The 10,920-nt window shown below is 72.1% G+C and carries 12 protein-coding genes; 3 read left to right on the forward strand and 9 right to left on the reverse strand.

All coding sequences use genetic code 11. The annotated features are described in order from the left end of the window. Nucleotides 1-696, forward strand: a 696-nt coding sequence (locus N790_RS01830) for an efflux RND transporter periplasmic adaptor subunit (RefSeq protein ID WP_043800053.1), incomplete at its 5' end; no start/stop codon positions are given. Between the two features lie 4 nt (nt 697-700). Here N790_RS01830 and N790_RS01835 read toward each other — a convergent pair. The 6 genes from N790_RS01835 to N790_RS01860 all read right to left on the reverse strand — a co-directional run bounded on the left by N790_RS01835 (nt 701) and on the right by N790_RS01860 (nt 5,387). After that, entirely contained in the window at nt 701-1,576 is an 876-nt protein-coding gene (locus tag N790_RS01835) for an acyltransferase (RefSeq protein WP_281174820.1), read from the reverse strand. A gap of 2 nt (nt 1,577-1,578) precedes the next feature. After that, nucleotides 1,579-3,165 carry a POT family MFS transporter gene (locus N790_RS01840; protein WP_043800055.1) on the reverse strand — a complete coding sequence of 529 codons (1,587 nt, stop codon included), beginning with the start codon at nt 3,163-3,165 and terminating at the stop codon, nt 1,579-1,581. Between the two features lie 67 nt (nt 3,166-3,232). Continuing rightward, nucleotides 3,233-3,817 (reverse strand): DUF922 domain-containing protein, encoded by a 585-nt coding sequence (locus N790_RS01845; RefSeq protein ID WP_043800056.1) that lies wholly within the window; start codon nt 3,815-3,817, stop codon nt 3,233-3,235. A gap of 2 nt (nt 3,818-3,819) precedes the next feature. Beyond that, entirely contained in the window at nt 3,820-4,185 is a 366-nt protein-coding gene (locus N790_RS01850; protein ID WP_043800058.1) for a DUF6164 family protein, read from the reverse strand. A gap of 6 nt (nt 4,186-4,191) precedes the next feature. Beyond that, entirely contained in the window at nt 4,192-4,734 is a 543-nt protein-coding gene (locus N790_RS01855; protein ID WP_043800060.1) for an SRPBCC family protein, read from the reverse strand. A 71-nt stretch (nt 4,735-4,805) separates the two neighbouring features. Beyond that, complete coding sequence (locus N790_RS01860) at nt 4,806-5,387, reverse strand: hypothetical protein (protein ID WP_043800062.1); 582 nt, start codon at nt 5,385-5,387, stop codon at nt 4,806-4,808. Nucleotides 5,388-5,523: 136 nt separating this feature from the next. Here N790_RS01860 and N790_RS01865 point away from each other — a divergent pair, with 136 nt between their 5' ends. After that, on the forward strand, nt 5,524-6,462 hold the full coding sequence (locus N790_RS01865) for a DUF808 domain-containing protein (protein WP_043800063.1): 939 nt from the start codon (nt 5,524-5,526) through the stop codon (nt 6,460-6,462). 7 nt (nt 6,463-6,469) lie between these two features. On the opposite strand, the gene N790_RS01870 is transcribed toward N790_RS01865, so the two are convergent. Continuing rightward, nucleotides 6,470-8,419, reverse strand: a complete 1,950-nt coding sequence (locus N790_RS01870) for a beta-propeller domain-containing protein (RefSeq protein ID WP_043800066.1) — start codon at nt 8,417-8,419, stop codon at nt 6,470-6,472. Continuing rightward, complete coding sequence (locus N790_RS01875) at nt 8,416-9,741, reverse strand: M24 family metallopeptidase (protein WP_211251932.1); 1,326 nt, start codon at nt 9,739-9,741, stop codon at nt 8,416-8,418. The genes N790_RS01870 and N790_RS01875 overlap by 4 nt, the downstream gene beginning before the upstream one ends. A gap of 146 nt (nt 9,742-9,887) precedes the next feature. Between N790_RS01875 and N790_RS01880 the strand changes: the two genes are divergently transcribed. After that, on the forward strand, nt 9,888-10,724 hold the full coding sequence (locus N790_RS01880; RefSeq protein WP_084062492.1) for a PhzF family phenazine biosynthesis protein: 837 nt from the start codon (nt 9,888-9,890) through the stop codon (nt 10,722-10,724). A 3-nt stretch (nt 10,725-10,727) separates the two neighbouring features. Here N790_RS01880 and N790_RS16245 read toward each other — a convergent pair. Further along, on the reverse strand, nt 10,728-10,920 hold a 193-nt coding region (locus N790_RS16245), incomplete at its 5' end, for a hypothetical protein (protein ID WP_211251933.1).

Consider the following 10,920-nt stretch of genomic DNA (forward strand, 5'->3'; position numbering starts at 1 on the left):
GAAGCCGCCAGCGCCCGCTTCCGCGAGGCCACCGCCCGCCACCAGCTTGAAGCCGCGCGCGCCGCGCTGGCGCTGGGCAGCCGCGCCCGCAGCGACGAGCCCGCGCTGGAACTCACCGCGCCGGTGGCCGGCGTGGTGCTGCGGCGCTACCACGAGAGCAGCCGCCCGGTGCAGGCCGGCGAACCGCTGCTGGAAATCGGCGACCCGGCGGCGATGGAAATCGAGGTGGACGTGCTCTCGGCCGACGCCGTGCGCCTGCGCGACGGCATGCCGGTGCAGCTGTTCCGCTGGGGCGAGGACGCGCCGCTCGACGGCCGCGTGCGCCGCGTGGAGCCGGCGGGTTTCACGAAGGTGTCGGCGCTGGGCGTGGAGGAGCAGCGGGTCTGGGTGATCGTCGAGATCACCAGCGACCGCGAACGCTGGCTGCGCCTCGGCGACGCCTACCGCGTCAATGCCCGCTTCGAACTGGCGCGGCGCGAGGGCGTGGTGCGCGTGCCCACCAGCGCCCTGTTCCGCAATGGCGGGAACTGGGCCGTGTTCCGCGTGGTGGACGACGAAGCCGTGCTGACGCCGGTGGCGCTGGGCCTGCGCGGCGGCGCCTGGGCCGAGATCACCTCGGGCCTGGACGCCGGCGAACGCGTGGTCGTGCACCCCGACCGCGCGCTGGGCGACGGCCGCGCGGTGCGCCTGCGCTGAGGGCTCAGCCGGCGGCGTCGTTCCAGCCGGCCAGGCGCGCGTCCTTCTCGTTCCAGAGCGTGTTCATCCAGGCCTGGAACTGCTTGCGGAACTCGCGGTCGCCTTCGTAGTCGGCGCCCGAAAAACCTTCCGGGATGGGCCGCCGCTGCACGTGCACGCGCACGGTGCGCACGCGGTCGGCGAACAGGTCGGCCAGCGTGGGCGAGGCCGGCTCGTAGTGCAGCGTGACGTCGAGCACCGCGTCCAGCGATTCACCCATGGCGCCCAGCACGAAGGCGGCGCCGCCGGCCTTGGGCCGCAGCAGGTGGCGGTAGGCGCCGCCCTGCCCCGCATGCTTGGCCGGCGTGAAGCGCGTGCCCTCGACGAAGTTCATCACCGACACCGGGATGTGCCGGAACTTCTCGCAGGCCTTGCGCGTGGCCGCCAGGTCCTTGCCCGCCAGCTCGGGCCGCTTCGCCAGCTGGCTCTTGGTGTGCCGGCGCATGAAGGGGAAGTCCAGCGCCCACCAGCACAGCCCCAGCACCGGCACCCAGATCAGCGTGTGCTTGAGGAAGAAGCGCAGCAGCGGGATGCGCCGGTTGAACACCTTCTGCAGCACCGGGATGTCCACCCAGCTGCGGTGGTTAGCCAGCACCAGGTAGCGTCCGTCCGGGCGCAGCGACTCCAGCCCCTCGAGCACGAAACGGGTGCGGGTGAAACGGTCGATGAGCGTGCTGTTGACCGCGATCCAGCTTTCGGCGATCGCCGGCAGCAGCCGGTCGAGCGCGCGCCGCACCGCCGGCACCGGCAGCAGCACCTTCACCAGCGCGGCCAGCAGCAGCGCCGAGCCCTGCAGGCCGGTGTTGAGCATGACCAGGACGGCGGCGACGAAAGCGCGCACGGTCAGGCGGCCCGGTAGTGGTCCACCAGCTTGTAGCGCGTGGCGTAGAGGCCGAACACCGCCGCCGCCACCAGCGCGAAGCCGGCGAAGAAGAACATCAGGAAGGCGGTCTCGCTCAGGCCGCTGCCGGCGATCCAACTGCCGACCAGCGCGTTGCGCAGCGCCGCGTTGGTCATCAGCACCCACAGGTTGCCGAAGGTCACCGACAGCAGCCAGAAACTCATGATGGTGCCCTTCATGGACGGCGGCGACTGGCTGTAGGCGAACTCCAGGCCCGTCGCCGACACCAGCACCTCGCCGAAGGTCAGCAGCGCGTACGGCAGGATCTGCCAGGCGATCGACGCCGGGTGGCCGCCATCGAGGTAGATCTGGATCGCGCCCGCCGCCACCCAGGCCAGGCCGGAAAAGGCGATGCCGAAGCCCATGCGCCGCAGCGCGGTGGGTTCGAAGCCCATCCGCCGCAGCGCGGGGTACAGGACCAGGTTGTTGAACGGGATCAGCAGCATCACCAGCAGCGGGTTCAGCGCCTGCATCTGCGCCGGCTGCTGCACCAGCCAGCTCGGCCACCACCACTGGTCGTGCGGCATGGCCATCACGTTGCCCTGCAGGATCCAGGTCGAGGCCTTCTGGTCGAACAGCGACCAGAACGGCGTCACCAAGGCGAACACCACCAGGATGCGCAGCACCGCGCGCACGCCTTCCACCGCTTCGTCGGGGTGGGCGCCGCGGGCGCGCTCGAGCTGCATGCCGGTGCCGATGCCGCCGAAGAGCAGGAACAGGCCCAGCGCCAGGCAGGCGGCGATGACGAAGCCCAGCTGCGGGATGAGCGCCAGCGCGCCCAGCGCCGCCAGCAGGCCGATGCCGGCCACCAGCCGGCCTGCGCCGGCACCCGGCGCCATCAGCGCGGTGCGCGCCACGTTGAGGAAGGAATGCGGGTTGGGCGGCGACGGCGGCACGTGCACGTACTTCTTCCGGCCCATCCAGAAGATCACCGTGGCGATGCCCATCAGGATGCCCGGGATGCCGAAGGCCCAGGCCGGGCCCCAGGCCGCCAGGATGCGGGGCATCAGCAGCGAGGCGAAGAAGGAGCCGAAGTTGATGGTCCAGTAGAAGGCGTCGTAGACCAGCTTGGCCTTGTGCTTGTTGCTCTGGTCGAACTGGTCGCCGACGAAGGCCGAGACCAATGGCTTGATGCCGCCTGAGCCGAGTGCGATCAGGAACAAGCCGGCGTAGAAGCCCTGCCGGTTGTCCTCGAAGATGGCCAGGAAGGCGTGGCCGATGCAGTACACCACCGACAGCCACAGCACCGTGTGGTACTTGCCGAAGAACCGGTCCGACAGCCAGCCGCCCAGCAGCGGGAAGAAATAGACGCCGATGACGAAGGTGTGGAACACGTCCTTGGCGATGCCGGCGCGGTCGGCCAGCGGGTAGGACAGCAGCAGGCTGGTGACCAGGAACGGCGTGAGGATGTTGCGCATGCCGTAGAAGCTGAAGCGCTCGCAGGCCTCGTTGCCGATGATGTAGGGCACCTGCGGCGGCATGGGCGCATCGCGGCCGGCGTTCGGCGCGGCGGGGCTGGCAGTCGTCATCCGGGGCTTCCTTGCAAGGCGTGGCCTGCCATTCTGCACGGGCCGGCCGCCCCGCCCAAGCCCGCGCCTACAGCCGCGCGCCCTGGGCGATGCCGTGGTTGGTGCGTCTTTCGTAGGCCCCGTCGCGGATCGAATGGCGCAGCCGCGCCTGGAAGAAGGCCTTCTGTGCCTCGCGCGCCAGGCCCTGGCAGTCCAGGGTTTCGGGCAGCGCCCGCAGGTCGGCCAGCAGGCGGCGGGCGGTGTCCACGGCGATGTCGCGGTGGCCTTCCTCGTGCCGGGTGAGCGCGTCCAGCATGCGCTCCCAGCGCCCGGCCAGGCCCTTGGGCTTGCCGCCCTTGGGCTCCCAGCGCGGCAGGTGGATGGTGACGTCCAGGCTGACCGCCAGGTCCTTGAAGCGGCAGCCCGCCGGCGTGGGCTCGAATTCGTAGCGCGAGGACAGGTGCTGCACCGTGCGGCCCACGCCCTCGCCTTCCAGGCCCTTGCGCGAGAGCGCGGCGTCGAGCTGGCGCTTGAGCGTGTCCACCCGGCGCCCATCCACGCGGTAGTACTCGCGGCGTTCGGTGTAGACGAACCCCGGGTCGTCCGCGGGAGGCGGTGCGGCGGCGCCGGCGAGGGTGAGCAGCACGGTGGCGAACCAGCCCGCTCCCCGCATGCTCAGCGCCCGAACAGCAGGAAGGGCAGCGTGGCCACCGCCAGCATCAGCACGATGCCCAGCACCGTGGCCAGCGCGCGCACCGGGTGCTCGCGGAAGGCCGCCCAGGCGCCCGGCGCGCGGCCTTCGGCTTCCGCCAGCGCGCGTTCGGCGCGGAAGCGTTCGGCGCGCGCGAGCTGGTAGTCGGCCAGGTGCCGGCGGGCGATGCCGGCGTCTTCGTCCTGCACCAGCCAGATGCCGCCGGCCGACACGCCCCACAGGCTGGGGCGCGTCTCGTAGAACTCGATGCGGCGTTCCCCGAGCAGGGCGCGCACGTCGTCGGCCTCGTCCTCGGGCACGTCGCGCAGGTTGAGCAGCAACACGGGCATGCTGGCCTACTCCGCCGTGGCCGGCGCGCGGGCGTCGCGCAGGTGCCTGGCCAGGCCGCCAAGCTGCAGGGCCTGCACGCCGTCCACCACGGGCGCGAACTTCGACAGGTCGTCGGGCGTATAGCCGCCGACGCGGTACCAGAGCGTGATGCGGGTGCCGCCGGATTCCAGCGGTGCCAGGCGGAACTCGAGCGCGCCGTGCAGGCCCATGCCCTGCAGCGGGCCGAGGCCGCCGGTCATCCGCAGCGTGCGGCCCGGGTCGACGAAGGTGACCACCATGTGCCGGGCCTGCTGCTCGCCGTGGATCTCGCAGAAGCAGCCGCCGGCGCGCGGCTCGATCGACAGGCGGGCGGCGTCGCCCCACCAGGTGTGGTCGGCGGGCCACCACAGGCCCACGTCCTCCACCAGCGCCTTCCAGGTTTCGGCCGGCGCGGTGGGCACGTCCTCGGTGTTCTCGAGCGTGAAGCCCGAGGGGCTGCTGTCCTTCACCAGGGCGGACGCGGGCGTGGCCAGCGCGAACGCGAGCAGGGCGGTTGCAACAAGGCGCATGGTCGCCGTCTCCGTGCGGGATGGCTCCATTAAGCCGGCGCCGCGCGGCGCTGGCAAGCGCGCGGCCCGTTTCAGCGCGCGGCGCGCAGCTCCGCCAGCCGCGCCTGCTGCGCGGGGCCGAAGGCGTGTTCGGTGAGGAAACGCTTGCCGTCCGGCGTTTCCAGCGCCACCGGCAGCACCGTCGCCTGCACCGGCACCTCGGCCGCCGGCGCGCGCAGCGCCCAGTCGGTGTCGGGCTCGGGCGACAGGCGCGCGGTGGCGTCGTCGCCCGGCGCCATCACGCCGCTCACCGGGAAGTGGAATTCCTGGGCCCACCACGGCGCCGCATCGCCCTCGCGGGTGAATTCGGCGCGCACCGACAGCCGCGCCACCGTCAGCTTCGTGCCGTTGGCCAGGGCGAGCTCCACCGAAGGCGCCGGCTGGCCGGTGCGCGGGTCGGGCGCCCAGGCATAGGTGGCGCGGGTGATGTCGAAGCCGCGCACGGCCTCGCGGTCGGCGGCCACCTGCCGTTCGATCGCCTCCAGGGCCGCGCGCTCGTCGGCCTGCGCCTTCGCCGCGGCGGCCTCCGCCTCCGTGGCGGGGCCCTCGCCCCGCCCGCAGCCGCCCAGGCCCAGGACGGACAGCACCAGCAAGGTCGGCAACAGTCGGCGCATCGGCGGCACTCCCGGGGGTGTTGCCGCGAGTCTAAGGGCACGCGGCGACCCGCCACGCGCCGCCCGGCGGCCATCCCCTCCCCTTCGGCGGCCCGTGGATGCCAGAATCCTCGGCCACACCGCACCAGGATCCCCCATGGCCTCCAGCCTGCTCGCCCTCATCGACGACATCGCCACCCTGCTCGACGACGTGTCGGTGATGACCAAGGTCGCCACCAAGAAAACCGCCGGCGTGCTGGGCGACGACCTCGCGCTCAACGCCCAGCAGGTGACCGGCGTGAACCCCGACCGCGAGCTGCCGGTGGTCTGGGCGGTGGCCAAGGGTTCGCTGGTGAACAAGGCCATCCTGGTGCCGGCGGCGCTGGGCATCAGCGCGCTGGAACTTTGGCTGCACTCGCGCGGCTGGGGCGTGCCGCTGATCACGCCGCTGATGATCCTCGGCGGCGCCTTCCTGTGCTTCGAAGGCGTGGAGAAGCTGGCGCACAAGTTCCTGCACGGAAAGGCCGAGGCCGAAGCCGAGCACGCCGAACTGGTGCGCGCCGTGGCCGACGAACGCGTCGACCTGGTGCAGCACGAGAAGGACAAGATCAAGGGCGCGGTGCGCACCGACTTCATCCTCTCGGCCGAGATCATCGTGATCACGCTGGGCACGGTGGCCGCGCAGGACTTCAGCCGCCAGGTGGGCGTGCTGGTGGCGATCGCGCTGGTGATGACGGTGGGCGTCTACGGGCTGGTCGCCGGCATCGTGAAGCTCGACGACGCCGGCCTGAGCCTCAGCCGCCGCCCCGGCGCCGTGGGCGCGCTGGGACGCGGCATCCTGGTGAGCGCGCCCTGGCTGATGAAGTTCCTGTCGGTGGCCGGCACCGCCGCCATGTTCCTGGTCGGCGGCGGCATCCTCACCCACAACATCCCCGCCCTGCACCACCTGGTGGCGGCCATCACGCCCGCGGGCGGCCTGGGCATGCTGGTGTCCATGCTGGCCGACGCGGTGGTCGGCATCGCGCTGGGCATCGTGGTGGTGGCCCTGGTCACCGCCTGGGGCAAGCTGCGCGGCAAAAGCGCCGCCGCGCACTGAACGTTTTTCAGGGCAAGGCCAGGCTCTTCACCGGCGCCACGCGACCGTCGCGCCAGGCCGCCTCCGTGAGCAGGCTGCCGCTGAGCGCGAACACGCGGGCACCGATGAAGAACGTTCGCGAATTGCCGTACCAGTCCCAGCAATCCTCGCAGGCCCGGCCACCGGGCTCCTGCATGGACAGCTCGCCCGCCTTGTCCAGGCGGGCCGCCCCGATCCGCGCATAGACCAGGTCGGAAGCCAGCTCTTCGGGCCACACGTCGTGGCCAAGCGCCGCCGCCGGCCACGCCGGCACGCCCAGCAGGGTCGTGCCGTCCGGAAGCCTGCCGACGTTGACGGCGTGGCTCCGGCCCTCCGACGGGACATGGCCGGGCCAGCGGACCACGTCCAGGCGCGAGGGCTGCGGCGAGGCCACCAGCAGGCTGGCGGCGAGGCCGCCTTCGCCGGCTTGCCCGATCGCCAGCATCCGGCCCTGGACCGGCTGCAGGACTTCCACCGAGTGCCCCAGGACCATGGCATGGAACACGCCATCGCGCAGGCCGAGGACCCAGGCCCGCGCCGAGCTGGTCTCGTCCCCGCCCCACCAGGCGGGCTCGCCGAACCACACGGCGTCGGCGTCGAACCGGATCGCCGGGGCGAAGCCCGGCACTTCGACCACCGAGACCGGCGGCGGCGGTTCGCCCGCGAACCCCGAGAAGTCGCCGGGCCGGAGCCGGAACAGTACGTACCGCTCCGCCCCTTTTTCGTCGTCATGCCGGCCTGCCCGGGGCAGGACCCACAGCGTGCCGTCCGGATCCTCCCGGAACTGGAAGGCGCGGTCGACCTCGCCGTGCACGCTGGCCACCGCGGGGGGCCCCGCTTCGAACGGGACCCTCAGGATGACGCTGCGCACCAGGGGCCAGGCCTCGACGGGGACCGGCGTCTCCGCAGGGTGCATCACGGCATCCTCGTAGGCCGCCTGGGCAAGGCCGCCGATGGCGAGGTAGGCATGCCGGGGCGTGGCGTAGATTTCCGAATCGCCCGTCGCCACGAAACCGGTGCTCCGGCAGTCAAGCCGGTCGGCGTCCAGTCCGCGCAGCGGGCACTGCATGACGACGTGCAGCGCCGGGCGATTGCCCGGCATCGTCGGGTAGTAAAGGTCTTCGGCCTCGAGCAACGGCGTCCATGACGGCGAGGGCACGTCACGCCGCGACCACTCGGGCCAGACCATCCGCTCCGAGAGCTCCAGCGGCAGTTGCAGGGTGACCAGCAGGTTGTCCCCCTGCAGGCGCGCCCCGTAGTTGTCGCCATCGAAGTAGTCCCGGGACCGAAGCCAGAAGCGCCCGTCCCGCGCAAGGCTGCCATCGGCGCCCAGCGTGAACAGCTGCAGCTCGGCCACCGGCTGGACCTCGCCGTAATTGAAGCCCAGCAGCAGCACCCGCGACCCGAAGGTCAGGATCTCGTCGAACCAGATTTCGTCGTCCCCGTCGTCGGCCAGGCGAAGGCTGCTGGCGAGTTCGAGCACGGCCGCACCCTGCCGCGCGATACGCACGACATGCAGCGTCCCGCCCCTGAGCACCAGCAGGAAATCGCCCGACTTCTTGACGAAATCGCCCTCGTCGACGCCGGCTTCCTGGTTGTTGGTGATCAGGTCGCGGGGGTCGAGTCGCGAACCGGTGACCTCGATGGACTCGAGTTCTACCGACTCGTCCTCGCGCGGGTCGCCGGGGCAGCGATACCAGTCAACGCGCTCCGAGCGAGGGCGCCGGCAATTGCGGCGATGCGCCTGCGCCTCCTCCAGCGCGGAAAGCCGCTGGGCACTGGCCAAGAGCGCATCGAGCTCCGACGCCGACGCGACCTTGCGCAATTCAGGCGAAGCGGTCGCCTCCGCGGCCCGGCCGAGCTGGTGGCGCTCGATCGAAGCGCATGCCGCCAGTGAAAGCAGCGCCGGCAGCAGCCACGCCGCGAACGCCGCCCTCATCGGACCACGTGCCATTGGGTCTGGCGGCCCGCCGGGTAGCGGAGCGTTTCGCCGTCGAAATAGCCGCCCTGCTCCAGCTTCACCTGCACCCAGGTGTCGCCCCAGCCGTCCACCGGCGCGCGCACGTTGCCTTCGATGGCGTAGGCGGTGCGCGGGTGCAGCGGCCACTCGCCGCCGGGCGTGCCGCCGTCCTGGTCGTCCCACATGCCGATGGTGGGGCCGGCGGCGTGGCCGAAGAATCCGAGCGGGTGGCTGTAGGTGCTCGAGGGAATGCCCTCGGCATCGGCCGCGGCGCGGGTGGCGGCCAGGATGGCGTCGCCGCTGCGGCCCGCCACGAAGTGGCCGGTGAGCAGGTCCTGCCAGCGGTTGCCGGTGGCCAGCGCCGCCTGCAGCGAGGCCGGCACCTGCGTTTCGCCCTCGCGCAGCACGTAGCCCATTTCCTGGGTGTCGGTGCAGAGCTTGAGGTAGCAGAAGCCCACGTCGGTGTGCAGCACGTCGCCGCGTTCGATCAGGCCCTCGCTGCCGCAGAAGGTGCTGTCGCGCCCGCATTCGTCGCCGGCGCGCTGGCGGTTCACGTCGGGGTGGAACCACACCGGCAGGCCCAGGGCCTCGAAGCGGTTGCGGATGTACCACGACACGTCGTCGGTGGTGGTCTTGCCCGGGGTGATCACCTGGTTGGAGAAGGCCTCGGCCACCACCGCGCGCGCCACCGCCATGGCCTGGGCGTGGTGCGGCAGTTCGTCGGCGGTGCGGGTTTCGGTCCAGCGCACGACCAGGTCTTCGGCTGACACCAGGCGCTGTGCGTACCCCTCGGGCAACACCGCCAGCAGGCGTTCGCGCAGTCCCTGGCTCAGGCCGTCGGCGATGGCCCAGTCGCGCGAGACGTTCACGCCGATGCGCTTCGGGTCGCGTTCGGCGATGAGCTTGCCCAGCGCCTGCCACTGCTCGTCCAGGTCGCCGCCGGCCCAGGCCGCGGAATATGGCGCGCCCAGCGGGTAGCGGTTCACCGCCAGTCGTTCCACCGTGCCGTCGGGCTTGCGGTGGAACACCAGCAGCGTGGTGCGGCGCGCGGCGAAGCTGGGCTGCGGCACCAGGGTGAAATACACCGGGTCCTCGGCGTACTCGCGCGAAAGCACCAGCCACATGTCCAGGTTGGTTTCGGCCATCAGCGCGGGCAGCAGCGTTTCCAGCCGCGCTTCCAGGATCCGGTTCTCCACCGCGGGCCGCTCGCGCGGCGCCAGCAGCGTGGGCATGGCCGGCGTGGCGGCGGCCAGGGTGGGCGCCAGCAGCAGCGCTGGCAGCAACAGCTTGGTTCGGGACATGGTTTCGCCTGTGCGGAAAGTCACCCCGAGCATACCGAGCCGCGTGCGCCGGCCCAAGCCGGGTGGTCCACACTGTTGCAGCGCGGCGGGATGCGGCGACCGGCGCGCGGCCGCAGAATGCCGCCTTTCCCCCTGAAGGTCTCCCCGTGTCCACGATCCAGCGCATCTCCGCCTTCTCCGACGGCAACGTCGGCGGCAACCCGGCCGGCGTGCTCATCGCCGAGGAACTGCCCGACGCCGCCACCATGCAGCGCATCGCCGCCGAGGTGGGGTATTCGGAAACCGCTTTCGCGGCGCCCGGCGAGCACGGCTGGCGCGTGCGCTATTTCTCGCCGCTGGCCGAGGTGCCCTTCTGCGGGCACGCCACCATCGCGCTGGGCGCGGCGCTGGCGCGGGCCAAGGGCGACGGCGTATTCCCGCTGCAGCTCAACCAGGCCCGCATCAGCGTGCAGGGCTGGCGCGACGGCGACCAGCTGCGCGCCGCCCTGCAGTCGCCGCCCACGCACAGCGAACCGGCCTCGCCGGGCCTGCTGGCCAGCGCGCTGGAACTGTTCGGGCTGGTACCGGACGACCTCGACCCGCGCCTGCCGCCCGCGCGCATCCACGCCGGCGCCGACCACCTGCTGCTGGCGCTGCGCGACCCGGCGAAGCTCTCCGCCATGGCCTACGACCTCGACGCCGGCCGGCAACTGATGGAAGACGCGGCGCTGCTGACCATCGCCCTGGTGGTGGCGGAAACGCCGCGTCGCTTCCACGCCCGCAACGCCTTCGCGGTGGGCGGCGTGTTCGAGGACCCGGCCACCGGCGCCGCGGCCGCGGCGCTGGGCGGCTACCTGCGCGACCTCGGCTGGCCGCATGGCGGCGCGGTGGAGATCGTGCAGGGCGTGGACATGGGCCTGCCTTCACGCCTGCACGTGGAAATCGGCCCCGAGACGGGCGCTTCGATCCGCGTCAGCGGCGCCACCCGGCCGCTGGTGGCCTGAGCCCTATTTCTGCAGGAACTGGATCAGCTGCGCGCGCTGGTTCGGGCCCAGCAGGCGCAGCAGCGGCAGCAGGCGGCCGATGACGGCGGGCAGCTTGGGCAGCGCTTCCTGGGCGCGGCCCTCGCGCAGCAGGTCCAGCACCGCGTCCACCGACACGGGCGCCGCGGCGGGCGCGGGTGACGCGGCCGGCGCGGGG

It is taken from the genome of Arenimonas malthae CC-JY-1 (assembly GCF_000747075.1).
Lineage (GTDB): Bacteria > Pseudomonadota > Gammaproteobacteria > Xanthomonadales > Xanthomonadaceae > Arenimonas > Arenimonas malthae.

Coding starts and splice junctions, on each gene's coding strand:
- N790_RS01865 (WP_043800063.1), top strand. CDS start 5,524: ATGGCCTCCAGCCTGCTCGCCCTCATCGACGACATCGCCACCCTGCTC.
- N790_RS01870 (WP_043800066.1), bottom strand. CDS start 8,419: ATGAGGGCGGCGTTCGCGGCGTGGCTGCTGCCGGCGCTGCTTTCACTG.
- N790_RS01860 (WP_043800062.1), bottom strand. CDS start 5,387: ATGCGCCGACTGTTGCCGACCTTGCTGGTGCTGTCCGTCCTGGGCCTG.
- N790_RS01855 (WP_043800060.1), bottom strand. CDS start 4,734: ATGCGCCTTGTTGCAACCGCCCTGCTCGCGTTCGCGCTGGCCACGCCC.
- N790_RS01875 (WP_211251932.1), bottom strand. CDS start 9,741: ATGTCCCGAACCAAGCTGTTGCTGCCAGCGCTGCTGCTGGCGCCCACC.
- N790_RS01845 (WP_043800056.1), bottom strand. CDS start 3,817: ATGCGGGGAGCGGGCTGGTTCGCCACCGTGCTGCTCACCCTCGCCGGC.
- N790_RS01850 (WP_043800058.1), bottom strand. CDS start 4,185: ATGCCCGTGTTGCTGCTCAACCTGCGCGACGTGCCCGAGGACGAGGCC.
- N790_RS01840 (WP_043800055.1), bottom strand. CDS start 3,165: ATGACGACTGCCAGCCCCGCCGCGCCGAACGCCGGCCGCGATGCGCCC.